Genomic DNA, 16,052 nt, shown 5'->3' on the forward strand with positions numbered 1-16,052 from the left:
ATCCATAAAACTCTCTGTGTCTCTGTGGTGAGACTGCCCGGATGCAAACAAGAGGGACGAGCCTCAGCCCGTCCCTCTTGCTCTGCCTGAACCAGGGGTGGATCAGTTGACCAGTTGCGCGATGTGGCGACTCAGCTCGCGGATCTGGATCGGTTTCATCAGCAGCGGCACCCGGGCGATCTGCTCCAGCTTCTGCACGTTCTGCGGCCCGGCGAAGCCCGTCACCACCAGCACGGGCTGGTCCCCGCGCACGGCGCGGATCCGGCGCAGGGCCTCCACGCCGTCCATTCGCGGCATCATCAGGTCCAGCAGCACGAGATCCCAAGCGTTGGGCGACTCCAGGAAGGCCTCCACCGCCGCCAGGCCGTCGGGCATGGCCTGGACCTCGTAGCCCAGCGTGCGGATCAGGTCGCACATGGTGGTGCGCACCACCTCGTCGTCGTCCACCACCATGATCCGCCCGCGGCCCGTCACCACTTCCCGCTGGCTGCCTTCCGCCGTCGGTGCCTTGGGCAGGGCCTGATCGTACCAGGGGAAGAAGAGCCGGATGCTGGTGCCCCAGTCGCGGCGCGTCTTGATCTGCAGGCGTCCGCCCAATTCTTCCACGGTCTTCTGCACCATGGCCAGCCCCAGCCCCGTGCCGCTGCTGTCATCCTTGGTGGTGAAGAAGGGGTCGAAGATCCGCGGCAACAGGTCGGCGTCCATGCCCGTGCCCGTGTCCCGCACTTCCACGCGCACCAGAACCTTGTCCGCCCGGCCGTCCAGCAGGGAGGTGGAGCCCAGGCTCAGTCCGCACTCCCCGGGCTCGCTGGCCTCCTCGCGCAGCTCGCGCAGGGTGGACCAGCCGGAGGACACGTGCAGCTCGCCGCCGTCGGGCATGGCGTCCCGGGCGTTGACGCAGAGATTCATCAGCAATTGATGCAGCGTGGTGGTGTCGGAGTGGACCGTCATGGCCGCCGGGTGGAGGTTCATGCGGATCTCGATGCGCGGGTCCACGCTGCGCCTGAGCAGGACCATAACGTCGTGGATCACGTGGTTGAAGTTGATGGCCTCGCGCCCGCCCTCCTCCAGCCGGGCCAGCGAGAGCACCTTGCGCGTCATCAGGGCGCCGCGCTGGGTGGCCTCGCCGATCTGGCGCACCAGCGGCGCCTCGGCCGCGTGCGGGTCCACCAGCGAATCCAGCAGCTCCGAGGCCCCCAGGATGCAGGCCAGCACGTTGTTCAGGTCGTGCACGATGCCCGCGGCCAGCAGGCCGAAACTCTCCATCCGCTGGCTGCGCCGCAGCAGGCGCTCCAGGCGCGCGCGCTCCAGGTCGTCCAGCCGCTCCACGGTGGGCGGCTCCAGCAGCAGCAGGTACTCGGTCACCTGGTTGGCGATGTTGGGCACCAGCCGCCCCTGCAGGCGCGTGCGGCGCACGCCGCCGGGCTGGTGGAGGACCAGCTCCCGGTCGAATTCCTTGCCCAGCCGCACCAGTTCATCCAGCTCGTGGCCCACGCCGCCCATCACCAGCGGCGCGCACTGCCGCAGCGGCTGGCCCGGTCCACCGCTCCAGCAGCCCAGGATCTGGCGGAAGGCCCCGTTGACCATCCGGATCAGTCCGTTGGCATCCGCGGTGAGGACGCCGGTGGACAGATGTTCCAGCAGGGTCAGCAGGCGCGCCTGGTTCTGCACCAGAAACTGGCTGGTGGCCGGTCCGGGGTCATACATGGGGTTCAGGGTCATGTACGTCTCGCGATCTGGTCAACGTGAGGGGGTCGGATCCCGGCGACGTCAAGCTGGGAATCCGTGAAACTGGCTATCGACAAAGCCGCGGCGCGGATTTAGGGGGCAGGAAAAAAGAACTCCCCCGGCGGGAGACCGGGGGAGTGGGTGGGGTCGATGTGAGGCGGCCCTCAGGCCACGCTGATCTCCGGACAGAGGTAGACGTCCTGAACGGCGTGGATGATCTCCACGCCCTCCTTCAGCGGCTTCTGGAAGGCCTTGCGGCCGAGGATCAGGCCCATTCCGCCGCCGCGCTTGTTGATCACGGCCGTGCGCACGGCCTGGGCCTGGTCGTTCTGGCCCGAGGCGCCGCCGGAGTTGATCATTCCTGCCCGGCCCATGTAGCAGTTCACCACCTGCCAGCGGACCATGTCCACCGGGTGGTCGGTGATCAACTCGCCGTACATGCGCGGATCGCTCTTGCCGAACTTGAGGGCCGGGAAACCGCCGTTGCACTCGGGCTGCTTCTGCTTGATGATGTCGGCCTCGATGGTGACGCCCAGGTGGTTGGCCTGGCCCGTCAGGTCCGCCGCCACGTGCAGGTCCTTGTCCGGCTGGACGAAGGCCGGATTGCGCATGTAGCACCAGAGGATGGTGAACAGCCCGCGCTGGTGGGCGTAGGCGAAGGCCTCGGCCACTTCCAGGATCTGGCGGTTGCTCTCCTCGCTGCCGAAGTAGACCGTGGCGCCCACGCCCACGGCGCCCATGTCCACGGCCTGGTCCACCTGGGCGAACATGATCTGGTCGAAGGTGTTGGGGTAGGTCAGCAGCTGGTTGTGGTTCAGCTTGACCACGAACGGGATGCGGTGCGCGTACTTGCGGCTGACGATGCCCAGCACGCCCAGCGTCGAGGTGACGCCGTTGCAGCCGGCCTCGATGGCCAGGTGGACGATGTTCTCGGGGTCGAAGTAGTCGGGGTTGCGGGAGAAACTGGCGCCCGCGCTGTGCTCGATGCCCTGGTCCACCGGCAGGATGGATAGGTAGCCCGTGCCGCCCAACCGGCCCGTGGAGTGCAGCCACTGCAATTGGCGCAGGACGCGGTTGCTGCGGTTGCTCTGGGAGAAGACCCGGTCCACGTGCTCGGGACCCGGCAGGATCAGGCGGCTGCGATCCACGGTGGCGCACTTGTGCTCCAGCAGCCAGGACGCTTCCGGGCCAAGCTGGGACAGGATCTGCTCGAACATGCTGGTCTCTCCTTGGAGCTGGATGGCTGTGCGGCCGGACCGCCCGGCCCGACCCGGCACCGGAAGCCCGCCGTGCACGCCCAGTCTGGGCGGAACCGGCCGTCCGGGGCGAATCTTCCCCTCCGGGCCGCATGCCAAGAGGGTTTTTCCGCGCGGAGAAGGTAGAAAAACCTCACCGGGAACCCTCGCTACTCCTTGATTGCATCCGTATATTCCGGAGCCTTATCAGGACACCTGAAACGGGCACATCGACAGGTTTTGATGCATCCATGACTGCTGTCAGCGCTGGCTAGCGGGCACGTGCTGGCGGGTTCGCCTTATCGCACCTGGAATAAGTAATGGGGACGACTATGCAACGAAAGCGAATTGATCCACAAGCCCGGGTGATCCACACCCAGGTCGGGAAAACGCTGCGCAAGCTGATGAACGACAACAGCGACGGCAAGGGGATCGGCATCATCCGCCTCGCCAAGCAGGCCGGCATCGGCGTGGGCAGCGTCCAATCCATCCTCAACGACCCGGACCACAGCCCCAGCCTGCGTGTGCTGGACCGGCTGTCCAAGTACTTCAAGCTGAACGGGGTCTGGACCCTGGTCCGCGGGCTGGAGTACGAGGACGAGGTCAACACCTGGCTGGCCAACAACCGGCTGAATTTCAAGCTCACCCAGGATGACATCCTGCGCATCCAGCGCCTGTGTCACAAGATCCAGAGCTTCGACGCTGTGGCCTTCGCCTTGGGCGCCGCCCAGGACATGACCCGCGACGAGTTCGACGTCTACCTGGTCCGGCTTGAGAAGGCCGCCGGCTGACCCTGGCCCTGCCGCAGGACTTCAAGAAGAACGCCGGCCCCCGCCGGCGTTCTTTGTTTCCGCCCCTGGAATCAAAGGATGGCCCATGCCCAGCCTGTCTCCCCCCACCCTGTTGGTCAGCCGCTGCCTGCGGGGCGTGGCTTGCCGCTACGACGGCGCCAGCCGACCCTGTCCAGGGCTTGGCCTGTTGCCCGCCGGCTGGATCCTGCTGGACGTTTGTCCCGAGGAGGACGTGGGCATGGGCGTGCCGCGGCCGCCCATCGCCCTGCTGCAGGAGGAGCGCCTGCGTCTGGTGGACCGGGTCAGCGGCCGGGACTGGACCCATGAGATGGAGAGTTGGTGCCGCGACTTCGCGCGCATCCTGCTGAAGGACGGCGCGGCCGGAGCCGTGCTGAAGGCGCGCTCCCCCAGCTGCGGGGTCGGCGACGTGGAGGTCTTCGGGCAGCGCGCCGCGCTGGCCTGGCCCGGCGCGCCGGGCCGGGCGGCCCATTCCCAGGGGGACGGCTTCTGGGTGCGGGCGTTGAAGGCCTGCGAGCCGACCTTTCCGCTGATCAACGACGAGGAGCTGCTTGATCCGGCGCGGCGCACGCACTTCCTGCAGGCCGTGGAGCGGCGCCATCGCCTGCGGCCGCCGCCCGCCTGCTGACCGGCCGCCCGGCCGGCTTGCCCGCTAGCGCAGCAGGGTGATCGGCCGGGTGCGGTCCCCCGCGCGCACCAGGTAGGTGCCGCTGGCCGCCGGGCGGCCCCGCTGGTCCAGCCCGTCCCAGATCAGGTTCGCGCGTCCCGGCGTGGTCAGGGGCAGGCGGCGGACCTCCTCTCCTGCCAGGTTGAAGATCCCCACGCTGCCCACGCCCGCTTCCGCGGCCACGTCGATGTGGCAGAGCGGATTGAAGGGATTGGGCCAGGTCCGCAGGCCCGGCGAGGTCGGGGACTGGGGCGCCAGGGCCGTGTCGACGCGGCCCCAACAGAACACCTGGGAAAGGCCAGTATTCCAGTACCAGTTCAGCAGCAGCTCTTCGCTGGCGTCACCCTCCACGTTGCCCGTCCAGGGGCCGGACAGGTAGCCCGCGCCCGTCTGGACGGCCAGCTCCACTGCCCCCGTGGCCAGGTTGCGCACGGTCCACTGACTGGTCCAGGCGCTGCCGTCCCAGGAATGCCAGGACCAGGCCAATTCCAATTGGCCGTCGCCGTCGAAATCCCCGATCCCGCCCTCGGTGACGTTGCCCGGCAGGAGGCCCGTGTTCCAGGATTCCGTGGCCGCGCCCGCCGCGTAGACGTGCAGGCGGGCCTGCTGGTCCGTGCTGTTCTGCTGCCGGAAGACGCACCAGCCGTCCTGTTGCAGCCAGAGGCCGAAAATGGTGTTGGCCGAACTGTTGGGGTCCGCCACGTACCAGACCTGCTCGTACTCGCTGGTGCCGTCGAAGAACCAGCTGCCCACGCCGTCCTCCATGATCAGCTCCTGGACGCCGTCGCCGTTCAGGTCGGGCCAGAGCCAGCTCACCACCAGTTCGCTTTCCGACACCGACCAGAGTTCGGACAGCTGGGCCCGGGGCGCGCCGGCCAAACCGATCAGGGACAAGGCCAGCAGGCAGAGCGTGTTGCGCATGTCAGGTCCTCGCTTCAGGGGTTGTCAATTGAAAATCCGCCAGCACCCTGTCCCGGGCGTCTCGGACCAGCAGGCGGGTCAGGCCCCGGTGGGCCTCGGCGCGGAACTCGCCCTGCCACAGCGGCTTGCCGGCCACCTGCAGCACGGAGCGGCCCCGCAGGACGGGGAGGGGATCCTCGAGCGCCTCGCAAACCGTGCTCAGGCGGCCGTCGCCCTCCAGGGTCAGCAGCCGGCGCCAGCCGCGGGCCAGGCCGAAGGAGCGCAGCTCGGCCCGGCTCTCCAGCCCGCTGAGGCCCCGGCAGGGCAGCACGCAGCCCAGCAGCAGCAGCCAGTCCACCAGACTGTCCGTTCCCGTCAGACGCCGGCGGTCGGGATCGCCCTCGGCCAGGGGCAGCAGCTGCACCCAGCCCGGCCACCACTGCACCTGGGCGCTGCTCAGCCCGTCGTCCAGGATCAACCGGCCAGCCAGACCGGCGCGCAGGGTCAGCGTGAACGGCGACTCGCGGCCCTCCTTCCGGCAGCTGCCCCGCCACTCGCGGCCGGGCACGGCGTAGGGAAAAAAGGCGCTCCAGTCCGGCCAGTCCAGCTCCGTCAGGCCGCAGACGCGCATGCCGGTCTCCGGCCGGCCCAGGGTGTGCAGGACGGGCGGACCGCCGGCGGGCAGTTCCACCCAGGATCCGAAACGGGCGGGCAGACTACGCGCGGCCAGCCAGGGGCCGGCATTGAGCTGGATGTGCAGATGCGGCTCGGGGCTGCGCCCGCTGTTGCCCACCTGGGCCACCACCTGGCCGCGGGCCACGTGTTGGCCGGGCAGCACGCCCAGGCTGCCGGCGCGCAGGTGGGCCAGCAGGCTGCAGGCGCCGCCCTCGTGGGCCAATAAAACCCAATTGCCCCACGGATTGCGCGTGTCCGCCGCGTGGACGGGGTTGTCCTGCACTGAACCCTCCACGGCGACCACCAGGCCATCGGCCGGAGCCTGCACGGGACAGGCCCAGCCGTGGAACTGCTCCAGTTCGTCGCCGGGCCACTCCGCTCCGCGGCCGTCCTCGTCCAGCAGCATGAAATCCCAGGCTTCGCCGCCCAGCTCCGTGTTGTGGGTCAGCAGTCCGCCCGGACCCTGGGTCACGGTCCAGGGGCCGCGCAGCGGCAGGCTCAGGATGGGCGCCGGCACCAGCCGGCCCCGTTGCCAGCGTTCGAACGCGCGCAGGTTGTCCTCCGCGCGACCCACCAGCTCCAGGGGCGGGGCCCAGATTCCCAGCCGCTCGGAATCCAGCGTGCCCAGGCGGATGGGCAGCAGGAAGAGCCAGACCGTCAGCGTGAAGGGCAGGGCCAGCACGGGCAGGCCCAGCACCTGCAGCACGGGCACCAGGGCCGTGGCCATCAACATGCTGGTGGCCACCGCCAGCGTGGCGTAAAGCAGGCTGCGGGCGCTCAGGGCCAAAAAGATCCCGCTGAGCGCGGCGGCGGTGAGGATGGAGTTGAAGGCCACCAGGCCGAAGGCCTCGTGCTGAAAGGCGCCGCCGGTCAACAGGCTGAGCAGGCCCGTCCCCAGGGCTCCGCCCAGCACCATGGCCAGTGCCGTGATCCGCGAACCCAGCAGCAGGCCGGCCAGCACCAGCAGGCCGCCGGTCAGCGAGGGCAGGAAGAGCAGGGAGCCGAAACTGCGCAGGTACTCCTGGGCCAGCAGCGGCAGGCCGCGTCCCAGCCGGATCTCCAGCCCGTCCAGCCCGGGCAGCAGGGGCAGCAGTTCGGGCAGGGGCAGCGGACCGTGGAACAGAATGGCCGCCGAGGACAGCGTGATCAGCGTAGCCAGCACGAAGGGCAGGGCCAGCACGGGCAGTCCGCGCGCGGCGAACTGGGGCTGCAGCACGGCCACCAGCAGGGCGGCCAGGGCAGCGCCGGCGGGGAGCAGGAAGAGGGCCGTCCAGCCCGGCGGCAGGTAAGTCGCCAGCGCCGCGCCGGTGAGCAGGCCGGCGCCCTGGGCCAGCCCCAGCCGCACGCAGAGCCCGTTGGGACTGAGCAGGCGGCCCGCCAGCCGGGCGAAGACCAGGCCGGCCAGTCCGAACCAGGCGTGGCGCGGGCTGCTCAGCAGGGCCAGCAGGAAGAACAGTCCGCTGCGCCGGCGGGACGTGAACAGCACGCCGCCCAGCGCGGTGAGCGCCTCGCTGGCCCATCGGCTCCCCAGGCCGCTGGATTCCCGGACCTCCACCGCCTCACTCATCCGCGCGGACCCGCGTCCTGCAGGTGGTCGGGCAGGCGGTCCAGCTCGCGCCAGTAGGCCGGCGTCTCGGCCTCGCGCACCAGGTGGCGCCCGCCCTGGGCGTCCACCAACGCCACGGCCGGCCGGCCGTGGATGAACTGCGTGCTTTGGCTGAGGTTGTAGGCGCCGATGTGCCGCACCACCAGCAGGTCGCCGGGACGCAGCGAGGGCAGGGGCACGCCCTTGCGCAGCACGTCGATCTGCATGCACAGGTTGCCCAGCAAGGTGGTGTCCTCAAGGATCTGGGTGCCCGGGTTTTGCACGGGCAGGATGTCGTAGCGGTACCAGGCCGTGCTGGAGAGCAGGTTCACGCCGCCGTCCACCACCAGCGCCCGGCTGCCGTCGTTCAGCCGGCGCTCCGAGACCACGCTCAAGAGCAGGTGCATGGACTCGTCCACCAGGGCGCGGCCGGTCTCGAAGAAGAGCTCGGGCAGCTCCTCCCCCGGTTCCAGCGGCAGCGTGGCCAGCACGGGGCAGATGGCCTCGGCGTACTGCTGCAGGGAGGGACAGGTCACCTCGCCGCTCTGGTAGGCCCAGTGCAGCGTGTTGCGGGTGGCGAAGCCGCCGCCCATGTCCCACCAGCGGATCCGCGCCCCCGTGAAGCGGCGCACCCAGACGGCCAGCTCCACCAGTCGGCCGGCGGCCCGCCGGTAGTTGTCCACGTTGTCCACGTAGGTGCCGATGTGCGTGTGCAGGCCGGCCAGTTCCAGCTCCGCGCTCTCGGACAGGCGCCGGGCAGCCTCGTGGGCGCGGCCCGATTCCAGATTGAAGCCGAAGCGGTCCCAGTGGTTGGCGTCCAGCTGCATGTTGATGCGCAATGCCACGGGCAGGCGCGACTGGCCCTCGGGCAGGCCCGTCTCGCGCACCAGGGCCTCCAGCCGGGGGATCTCCTCCAGGTGGTCCAGGTGGATGCGCGTGCCGCCGCGGATGGCCTCCCGCAGGCTGGCGTCGTCTTTGTGCGGGCCGTTGAAGATGATCCGTGCGGCGGGCACGCCCAGGTCGCGGGCCAGCCGAAACTCGTGCCCGGAGACCACCTCGGCCCAGGAGCCCTCCTGGTGCATGATCCGGCAGACGGCGCTCAGGTAGTTGGTCTTGTAGGACCAGCCCAGCCGGACGCGGGGATAGCGCGACTCGAAGGCGCGGCGAAACTGCTGCACCTTGCGGCGCAGCGTGCTCTCCGAGAGCAGGTAGAGCGGGCTGCCGAACTGGGCGGCCAGCTCCTTGAGGGGCACGCCGTCCAGGTCCTCCATCAGGCGCAGCCCGGGCAGCTTGCCAAACTTGTTCTGCAGCCCGGCCTGATGCCGCAGCAGCACGGGCTTCTCATAGATCCGACGGCTCTCAGCACTCACGCGGGGCCTCCCCGGAGGATGGATGGACGGCTCGGCCGGACACGCTCAGGTCCTCCAGCACTCCCAGGTCACAGATGATGTCCACGGCCGCCCGGCTGTAGATCACGCCGCTGCGGGCCGGCGGCAGGACTTCCGGCGCCCCCCCCAGGGCCCGCCGGGCCAGGGCCGCCGGCAGGTTCTGGCCCGCGCCGGCGCACAGGTAGCACCAGGCCGGAAAGCGCGGGTTGATCTCGATCAGGTGCAGGCGCTCCGTCTCCTCCTCGCAGAGGATCTCCAGCTCACAGGGTCCGCGCCACTTGAGGGCGGCGATCATCTCCCGGGCCAGCTCCAGCAGGCGCGGATCGCCCACCGTCACGCCGGACCAGGCCTTGCCCTTCTCCGTCACGCCCAGTTTGCGCATGGGAACGGCGCCCACCAGGCCGCCCTCCCCGTCACCCAGGCAGCAGATGTTGTACTCGAAGCCGGCCAGGCCGCGCTGCAGAATGATGGGCAGACCCCAGCGCGCGCTGATCTCCACGAAGGAGTTCATGGCCTGCTCCACGGTCCAGGCCTTGCGGGCGTCGTAGAAGATCCCCTTCACGTAGACCGGCTCCCGGCCATCGGGATCGCAGATGTCCTCCCAGACATCGCGCAACCCCTCCAGGGAGTGGACCACCTCCGTGGGCGGCACCTGGAAATCGTGCTTGTGGCAGAACTCGGCCAGGCGCGACTTGGCCCGCATGGCCAGGCCGCCCTCGTCGGGCAGGAAGCTGTGGATGCCCGCCTCCTCGAGTTCGGGTTGCAGGGTCAGGTAGAGCTCCAGCTCGCTGTCCAGGGTGGGGATGACCAGGTCCAGCCGCCCCTGCTGCCGGACCAGCCGCAGGTGGTGCAGCAGGGCGTCGCTGCCGCGGGAGGGAAAGGGGATCAGATAGACTTCGTCGAAGAGCTGGCGGTTGTAGATCCCGGCGTCCATGGCGTCGTAGGCCAGCCCCACCAGCCGTCCGCGGTGCCCGGCCTCGCGCAGGCTGCGGGCCACGGCCACGCCCGGGGCCGGGTTGTCGGCGGCGTTCAGGCCGCTCACGGCGATGCCGGCGTCGCGCCAGTCTCCCAGCGGGATGGGCGCCGTCATGACAGCTCGACCTTGCGCTCGCGGGGCAGCACGCGGTGCTGGCGCAGGACCGTCAGGAACTCCTCCAGGTCCAGCGCGGCCTGGTCCGGACTCACGTCGAAGTCCTCCACCAGCCCGTTGAGGATCTCCTGCTGGGCCGCGCCCTTGATCATCCGGTCCAGGATCCAGGCGCCGGTGCTGTTGGTGCTGAAGCTCAGCCCGCTGTGGTGGTCGAACAGAAAGCCCTGGGGACTCAGATGCAGGTGGTTCAGGGTTGCCATGCGGGCTCCTACTTGCCGGCGCGCCCGGCGGACTGGGCCAGGCTGCCGTAGATGTAGAGGATTTGGTTCTCCAGGTGGTAGCCGTTCTTCTGGCACCACTCGCAAGGGCCCGAGCACTGCGCGGCGGGCACCTTCTTCTCCCAGAGGGCCACCTCCACGCCGCCGCCCAGCAGGCGGTCCGCCACCTGGAAGCCGTGCTCGAAGCGGCCGGCCGGCACTTGGATCACCTGGTGCGTGCCCTCGAGCAGCACGTTCTTCGTGCCGTAGGGATAGAAAGAGACGCCCAGCCAGGCCGTGCGGTCCACCCGGCCCTGCACCATCACCTTTTCAGGGCGCTTGCCCTTGGCGTCGAGCTTGAGACCCAGGTTCAATTCCTGGGCGCCGGCCACCTGGGCCAGCACCAGCAGCAGGCCCACCACGAAGTGCTTCATCCTCGCCTCCTCAATTCCGTCACTGATCACGGAGCCGTGGCCCAGCTCCGGCGCGTCCAGCGGGCACCCAGGAAGAGCCAGCGGCTCTCAGAGCCGGTTACCTTCTCCCAGCCCGCCGACGCCTCCAGACTCAAACCCCGCCACGCCCGCCAGCCCAGACCGGCGGACAACGAGGTCTTCAATTCCATCACTCCGTCGTGAAGCACCAGCCGCTCCACGTCGAACCAGTTGGTCTGGTGTCCTACGAGCGCGCTGGCCTGCAGATCCAGCCGTCCGCGACTGGCCGCGGCGCGGGCCAGTCCCGCCAGTTTGAGGTCGCCGCCCGCGCGGCTGGCCAGCAGACCCAGGCGCTGCCGGCCGGACCCCGTCTGGCGCGCCAGGTTCAGCTCCGCCGCCGTCGCCCTGGCCGGAACGCTGGGGTAGGCCTGCTCCATCTTCTGCAGGCGCACGTTCAGGGTCAGCGGAGCGTCCGTCGGCCGCGGACACCAGGTCAGGCCGCCGCCCAGATTCCAGCCCTCCTCCGTGCCCACGCGCCGGCCTCCCAGCACGGGCCACTCCATGCTGGTGGAAAGGGAGGCCCCCAGCGCCTCCACGCCCCAGTTCGGGGTGAGGGCCCGACTCAGCCACAGGCTGCGCTTGAGGGACCGGAAGCTCCAACTCGCCTGCCGGATGCGCTGATCGCTGAACCCCGCGGCCGCCAGCCAGCGCGAGCCGGCTCCGGCGCTGCCGAACAGCGAGCGCGTCCAACCTTCCGCGTCCTGGAACAGCGCGGGATCCTGGTCCGCATAGCGCGTCCACTCGGCTCCGGCGCCCAGCGACTGCCAGCGGGCCTCCAGGCCTTCGGCCCCGGCGCAGCGGGTCAACAGCACGATCAGCAACAACAGCACAGGCCCACTCCATTCCACCGGTGATGAGAATCTGTCATCTTGTCCCGGCGCCAGTGTGGCAAACCTGTGACAGCCGCCTCCATCCAAACCCAGTCAGCCAGGTTTTATTGCATGTCGACCCTCCCGCGGATCCTGATCGTCGAGGATGATCCCCACATCCGGGAGTTGATCTGCCGCGCCCTAGAGGACGGATCCCGCCAGTGCGAGACCTGCGCGGACCTGAAGTCCGCCCTGCAGCGACTGCATCTGGGGTTGCCCGACCTGCTGATCCTGGATCGCGTGCTGCCTGGCGGGGACGGCCTGCGCATCCTGCAGAAGGTGCGGGAGGTGAGCAACCTGCCCGTGCTGCTGCTGACCAGCCTGCGCAGCGAGGACCACAAGGTCGAGGGGCTGGAGGCCGGGGCCGACGACTATCTGGGCAAGCCCTTCTCCCTGCGTGAACTGAGCGCGCGGGTCAACGCCCTGCTGCGGCGCAGCCGGATTCCCGCGGGCGTCAGCCTGCGGCTGGGCGCCCTCTCGCTGGACTCCGAGGGCCGGCAGGCCTTCCGCGGCGAGCAGCCGCTGGACCTGAGCCCGCTGGAGGTCCGGGTGCTGAAGACCCTCCTGCTGAATCAGGAGCGCGTGTTGCGCCGCGACGAGCTGATCGGCCTGGCCTGGGGCGTGGAGTACGAGGGCTACGACCGGGCCGTGGACACGCTGGTGGTGCGTCTGCGTCGCAAGCTGACCGGGCCGGGCATGCCCCAGGTCCGCACCGTGCGGGGCCAGGGCTACTCCCTCAGTCTGGAAGAGGACGCGTGATTCCCAGGCCCCGCTTCTTCCACAATCTGGCGGGCCGCTTCGGTCTGCTCCTGCTGCTGCTGCTGGCCCTGCAGGCCGGACTGACCGGCGTGGCGGTCTTCTCCTGGATCCGCGCCCGGGATCTGGCCCTGCACAAGGTGGAACTGGGCGAACAGGCGGGGCTGATCCTGCCGGCCCTGGCGGACAGCCTGTCGCGCTGGTCGGGCTCCGGCCCGGCGCTCACGCGCCAATCCAGCCTGCGCCACCAGATGCGCCGCAGCCTGGGCCGGCCCCAGGCCATGAGTCTGGTCTGGGTGGATCAGGCGGGCAACATGGCCGCGGTGGGCTTCCTGGAACTGGATCCGCGGCTGCCGGAACTGAAGCGCATGATCCAGGCGGGCCTCTCCCAGCGCGAGTTGGAGTCCGGCGCCAGTCGCCTGGACCTGGCGCTGGTGGCCCGCGCCGCTCCTGGCGGTTGGCTGATCCTGGCCGGGGACTCCGCCGCCCACCTGTGGACGAAGGGCGGTCGCGGCCTGCTGGTGGCCGTGTTGGCCGGATCCGCCGGCATCGCCGGACTGGCGGGCTGGTGGCTGGCCCGTCCCCTACTGCGGCGTTTCCGCGCCCTCAGCCGGGCCTTCTCCACCCTGGGGGAGGGTGGCTTCTCGCATCGGCTGGCGGATCCGCACCCGGACGAGCTGGGGCAGCTGGCCCGCGAGTTCGACCAGATGGCCGCCCAGGTGGAGCGGTTGACTGCGGATCTGGCCCGCAGCGACCGGGAGCGCCGCCAGCTGCTCAGCGAAGTCAGCCACGAGCTGGGCGCGCCGCTCACCAATCTCATCGGCTACCTGGATCTGCTCCAGCGCGAGGGTTCCCTGGCCCCGGAGCCGCGCGCCACCCTGCGCCTCTGCTCCAGCCAGGCCAAACGCCTGGACCACCTGGTCTCGGACCTGCTGGACCTGGCGCGCCTGGATGACGCCGGGCTGCGCCTGCGGCACGTGGAGCTGGATCTGCGTGACACGGTGGACCAGGAGGTGGCGGCCATCGAGCTGGCCTGTCTGGATCGCGGCATCCAGCTGGACTGGCAGCGGCCGGCGGAGCCGGTCCGCGTGCTCGGGGACGAAGCCCGGCTGGCCCAGATCCTGCGCAATCTGCTGCGCAACTCGGTGCGCCAGTTGGACAACCCCCAGCTGGAGGGCCCCACCCTGCTCGTGACGCTGGAGAACTTCGGCGAGCGGGTCGAACTGCGTGTGCTGGACAACGGGCCGGGAATCCGGCCGGCGGACCTGGCCCAGCTCTTCGACCGCTACCACCGGCCCCACAGCAGCTGGGGCGAAGGCAGCGGCTTGGGGCTCTGCATCAGCCGCCGCCTGGCCGAACTGCACGGCGGCACCTTGGAGGGCGCCTCGGAGGGCCTGGGCCGCGGCGCCGTCTTCACGTTGGGCCTGCCCCGGGCGCTGACGCGGGCGGTCTGAACTTTTCTCCCAATCCAGCACCTGCGCCTGCACCCCAAAGAAAAGGGGACGCGACCGCTCGCGTCCCCCGGAGATTGTCTTGACCCCTGTCCTAGTAGATGGCCAGGTAGCGGTCCAGCTCCCAGCGCGAGACCTGCACGCGGTAGGCGTCCCATTCCTTGTTCTTGGCCGTCAGGTAGGACTGGAACAAGTCGTCGCCGAAGACCTGCCGGATCAGCCGGCTCTTCTTGTACTCGCGGATGGCCTCGCCCAGCGAGCCGGGCATGGAGGTCATGCGCTGGCGCTTGGCCTCGGAGACGTGGAAGAGATCCTCCTCCGCCGCCTTGGGCGCGGGCAGCTTCTTCTTCACCCCGTCCATGCCCGCCGCCAGCATGACGGCGAAGGCCAGGTAGGGATTGGAGGACGGATCCGGGCAGCGTAGTTCGATGCGCGTGCCGTTCTCCCGGCCCGGGCTGATGCGCGGCACGCGGATCAACGCCGAGCGGTTCTGGCTGGCCCAGCTCACGTAGACCGGCGCCTCGTAGCCCGGCACCAGCCGCTTGTAGCTGTTCACCAGCGGGGCGATCACGGCGCTCATGGAGCGGGCGTGGGTCAGTTGGCCGGCGATGAAGTGCTTGGCCAGGCCGCTCAGGCCGTGGGGGTCCTTGCGGTCGATGAAGTCGTTCTTGCCGTCCTTCCACAGGCTCTGGTTGGTGTGCATGCCCGAGCCGTTCTCGCCGTAGATGGGCTTGGGCATGAACGTGGCGTAGAGTCCGTGCTTCTGGGCTACGGCCTTGACGGTCAGGCGCAGGGTGATGGCGTTGTCCGCGGTGGCCAGCGCCTTGTCGTACTTGAAGTTGATCTCGTGCTGGCCGATGGCCACCTCGTGGTGCAGGGCCTCGATCTCCAGCCCCATCTTGACCAGGTTGTCCACCATGTGCCGGCGCACCGTGTGGGCCAGGTCCGTCGAGACGTCGAAGTAGCCCGCCTGGTCCTGAGGCACCAGCGGGAGCAGGCTGCCGTCCGGGTGCGGCCGGAACAGGAAGAACTCCAGCTCCGTGCCCGTGTAGTAGGTGATGCCCTGGGCCTCGGCCTCCAGCAGGGTGCGGCGCAGCACGCGGCGCGGATCCCCCTCGAAGGGCGAGCCGTCCGGGTGGAAGACGTCGCAGATCACGCGCGCCGTGGGCACATCCTCGTCCCAGGGAATCTGCAGGAAGGTGTCCAGATCCGGCACCAGCAGCATGTCGCTCTCGGCGATGCGTGCGAAGCCCTGGATCGAGCTGCCGTCAAACCACTGGCCGTGCGCCAGGATGTCCTGCCACATGGTCACCGGCACACCCACGCTCTTGACGATGCCGCTGATGTCCGTGAACTGCAGGTTGATGAAGCGGATGCCCGCCTTCTTGATCAATTCCGCGACGCGTTCCACCTGTGCCTTGTCGTGCTGGTTCGGCATGAACCCTCCCGTGAAAGATTTTTCATTTCTCAGCTAAGTCGGCAGTCAATCGAACTCAATCTTCCCGTCAGCCAACTTGACGACAAGAATCGCATTCATACATGCGAGTTTCAACACAATTCTTGTCAGATGTTCGATTTCCGACTATTTTTCGTTCCTCGCTGTCTGTTCAATGAGTATCGGCAACTTGATCGCCTCAATTATTTTGATTCCAACATCAATTTTCTTGACTATTTCTTACGAATCATGTTGATTTCTTGAGAAAGGAGGCGATATGGACTCATGGGAGCGTTTGACGCACTGGACCCAGGGCCGGGCCTGTCATGTGGAGCGCGTGCGGCTGGACGAGGAGGACGTGGCCATTGAAGGCCGCTTCGAGCTGCCGCCCCTGGCGCGCCTGAAAGCCGACGACCAGGTTTTCGTGGCGGCCTTCATCCGGGCCCACGGGTCGCTGAAGCAGATGGAGGAATCCTTCGGAATCAGCTACCCGACCATCAAGAATCGCCTGCGGCGCCTGTCGGAGGAACTCACCTTCCTGGACATCCAGGTCCAGCAGGTGGCAGCCCCGGCGGCGGAACGGGCGGCTGCCGGGGTGGGGAAACTGCTGGACGGACTGGAGTCCGGCGAGTTGTCGGTGAAGGAAGTGTTGGACCGGTTGGGGCGTCCGGGCACGGATCCGGCGCGCACCCAAGCCCAAGACGAGGAGCAGTGAG

General features: G+C 68.9%; 15 protein-coding genes. 5 read left to right on the plus strand and 10 right to left on the minus strand.

The window, feature by feature from the left end; genetic code table 11:
• Positions 1 to 102: 102 nt before the first annotated feature.
• Positions 103 to 1,722 (minus strand): ATP-binding protein, encoded by a 1,620-nt coding sequence (locus WC326_10750; protein MFA7331536.1) that lies wholly within the window; start codon positions 1,720 to 1,722, stop codon positions 103 to 105.
• Positions 1,723 to 1,892: 170 nt separating this feature from the next.
• Entirely contained in the window at positions 1,893 to 2,945 is a 1,053-nt protein-coding gene (locus WC326_10755) for a class I fructose-bisphosphate aldolase (protein MFA7331537.1), read from the minus strand.
• 350 nt (positions 2,946 to 3,295) lie between these two features.
• On the opposite strand from WC326_10755, the gene WC326_10760 reads away from it, so the two are divergent.
• Together WC326_10760 and WC326_10765 are read left to right on the plus strand one after the other, a co-directional pair.
• Complete coding sequence (locus WC326_10760; protein MFA7331538.1) at positions 3,296 to 3,754, plus strand: helix-turn-helix transcriptional regulator; 459 nt, start codon at positions 3,296 to 3,298, stop codon at positions 3,752 to 3,754.
• 85 nt (positions 3,755 to 3,839) lie between these two features.
• Positions 3,840 to 4,400, plus strand: coding sequence for a DUF523 domain-containing protein (locus tag WC326_10765; GenBank protein MFA7331539.1), 561 nt, complete (start codon positions 3,840 to 3,842; stop codon positions 4,398 to 4,400).
• Between the two features lie 24 nt (positions 4,401 to 4,424).
• Here the strand turns inward: WC326_10765 and WC326_10770 are convergent, their stop codons facing one another.
• Genes WC326_10770 through WC326_10800 form a run of 7 tightly spaced genes read right to left on the minus strand, consistent with a single transcriptional unit; the run spans position 4,425 to position 11,655 of the window.
• Positions 4,425 to 5,360 (minus strand): FlgD immunoglobulin-like domain containing protein, encoded by a 936-nt coding sequence (locus tag WC326_10770; GenBank protein MFA7331540.1) that lies wholly within the window; start codon positions 5,358 to 5,360, stop codon positions 4,425 to 4,427.
• Position 5,361: 1 nt separating this feature from the next.
• Complete coding sequence (locus tag WC326_10775) at positions 5,362 to 7,581, minus strand: urea transporter (GenBank protein ID MFA7331541.1); 2,220 nt, start codon at positions 7,579 to 7,581, stop codon at positions 5,362 to 5,364.
• Complete coding sequence (locus tag WC326_10780) at positions 7,578 to 8,969, minus strand: alanine racemase (protein MFA7331542.1); 1,392 nt, start codon at positions 8,967 to 8,969, stop codon at positions 7,578 to 7,580. The genes WC326_10775 and WC326_10780 overlap by 4 nt, the downstream gene beginning before the upstream one ends.
• On the minus strand, positions 8,959 to 10,077 hold the full coding sequence (locus WC326_10785) for an ATP-grasp domain-containing protein (protein ID MFA7331543.1): 1,119 nt from the start codon (positions 10,075 to 10,077) through the stop codon (positions 8,959 to 8,961). Before WC326_10785 ends, WC326_10780 begins: the two co-directional genes overlap by 11 nt.
• Positions 10,074 to 10,337: a PqqD family protein gene (locus WC326_10790; GenBank protein ID MFA7331544.1), complete on the minus strand. Its 264-nt coding sequence runs from the start codon at positions 10,335 to 10,337 to the stop codon at positions 10,074 to 10,076. Before WC326_10790 ends, WC326_10785 begins: the two co-directional genes overlap by 4 nt.
• 8 nt (positions 10,338 to 10,345) lie before the next feature.
• Positions 10,346 to 10,768, minus strand: coding sequence for a hypothetical protein (locus WC326_10795; protein ID MFA7331545.1), 423 nt, complete (start codon positions 10,766 to 10,768; stop codon positions 10,346 to 10,348).
• 26 nt (positions 10,769 to 10,794) lie between these two features.
• On the minus strand, positions 10,795 to 11,655 hold the full coding sequence (locus tag WC326_10800; GenBank protein MFA7331546.1) for a hypothetical protein: 861 nt from the start codon (positions 11,653 to 11,655) through the stop codon (positions 10,795 to 10,797).
• A gap of 111 nt (positions 11,656 to 11,766) precedes the next feature.
• Between WC326_10800 and WC326_10805 the strand changes: the two genes are divergently transcribed.
• Entirely contained in the window at positions 11,767 to 12,453 is a 687-nt protein-coding gene (locus WC326_10805; GenBank protein MFA7331547.1) for a response regulator transcription factor, read from the plus strand.
• Positions 12,450 to 13,904 (plus strand): HAMP domain-containing sensor histidine kinase, encoded by a 1,455-nt coding sequence (locus WC326_10810; protein MFA7331548.1) that lies wholly within the window; start codon positions 12,450 to 12,452, stop codon positions 13,902 to 13,904. The genes WC326_10805 and WC326_10810 overlap by 4 nt, the downstream gene beginning before the upstream one ends.
• A 91-nt stretch (positions 13,905 to 13,995) precedes the next feature.
• On the opposite strand, the gene WC326_10815 is transcribed toward WC326_10810, so the two are convergent.
• Positions 13,996 to 15,339 carry a glutamine synthetase family protein gene (locus tag WC326_10815; protein ID MFA7331549.1) on the minus strand — a complete coding sequence of 448 codons (1,344 nt, stop codon included), beginning with the start codon at positions 15,337 to 15,339 and terminating at the stop codon, positions 13,996 to 13,998.
• A 274-nt stretch (positions 15,340 to 15,613) separates the two neighbouring features.
• Between WC326_10815 and WC326_10820 the strand changes: the two genes are divergently transcribed.
• Entirely contained in the window at positions 15,614 to 16,051 is a 438-nt protein-coding gene (locus WC326_10820; GenBank protein MFA7331550.1) for a DUF2089 family protein, read from the plus strand.
• Position 16,052: the final 1 nt, after the last annotated feature.

It is taken from the genome of Candidatus Delongbacteria bacterium, assembly GCA_041675285.1.
GTDB lineage: Bacteria > CAIWAD01 > CAIWAD01 > CAIWAD01 > CAIWAD01 > CAIWAD01.

Coding starts and splice junctions, on each gene's coding strand:
- WC326_10805 (MFA7331547.1), top strand. CDS start 11,767: ATGTCGACCCTCCCGCGGATCCTGATCGTCGAGGATGATCCCCACATC.
- WC326_10750 (MFA7331536.1), bottom strand. CDS start 1,722: ATGACCCTGAACCCCATGTATGACCCCGGACCGGCCACCAGCCAGTTT.
- WC326_10760 (MFA7331538.1), top strand. CDS start 3,296: ATGCAACGAAAGCGAATTGATCCACAAGCCCGGGTGATCCACACCCAG.
- WC326_10790 (MFA7331544.1), bottom strand. CDS start 10,337: ATGGCAACCCTGAACCACCTGCATCTGAGTCCCCAGGGCTTTCTGTTC.
- WC326_10795 (MFA7331545.1), bottom strand. CDS start 10,768: ATGAAGCACTTCGTGGTGGGCCTGCTGCTGGTGCTGGCCCAGGTGGCC.
- WC326_10765 (MFA7331539.1), top strand. CDS start 3,840: ATGCCCAGCCTGTCTCCCCCCACCCTGTTGGTCAGCCGCTGCCTGCGG.
- WC326_10775 (MFA7331541.1), bottom strand. CDS start 7,581: ATGAGTGAGGCGGTGGAGGTCCGGGAATCCAGCGGCCTGGGGAGCCGA.
- WC326_10820 (MFA7331550.1), top strand. CDS start 15,614: ATGGACTCATGGGAGCGTTTGACGCACTGGACCCAGGGCCGGGCCTGT.
- WC326_10815 (MFA7331549.1), bottom strand. CDS start 15,339: ATGCCGAACCAGCACGACAAGGCACAGGTGGAACGCGTCGCGGAATTG.
- WC326_10785 (MFA7331543.1), bottom strand. CDS start 10,077: ATGACGGCGCCCATCCCGCTGGGAGACTGGCGCGACGCCGGCATCGCC.
- WC326_10755 (MFA7331537.1), bottom strand. CDS start 2,945: ATGTTCGAGCAGATCCTGTCCCAGCTTGGCCCGGAAGCGTCCTGGCTG.
- WC326_10770 (MFA7331540.1), bottom strand. CDS start 5,360: ATGCGCAACACGCTCTGCCTGCTGGCCTTGTCCCTGATCGGTTTGGCC.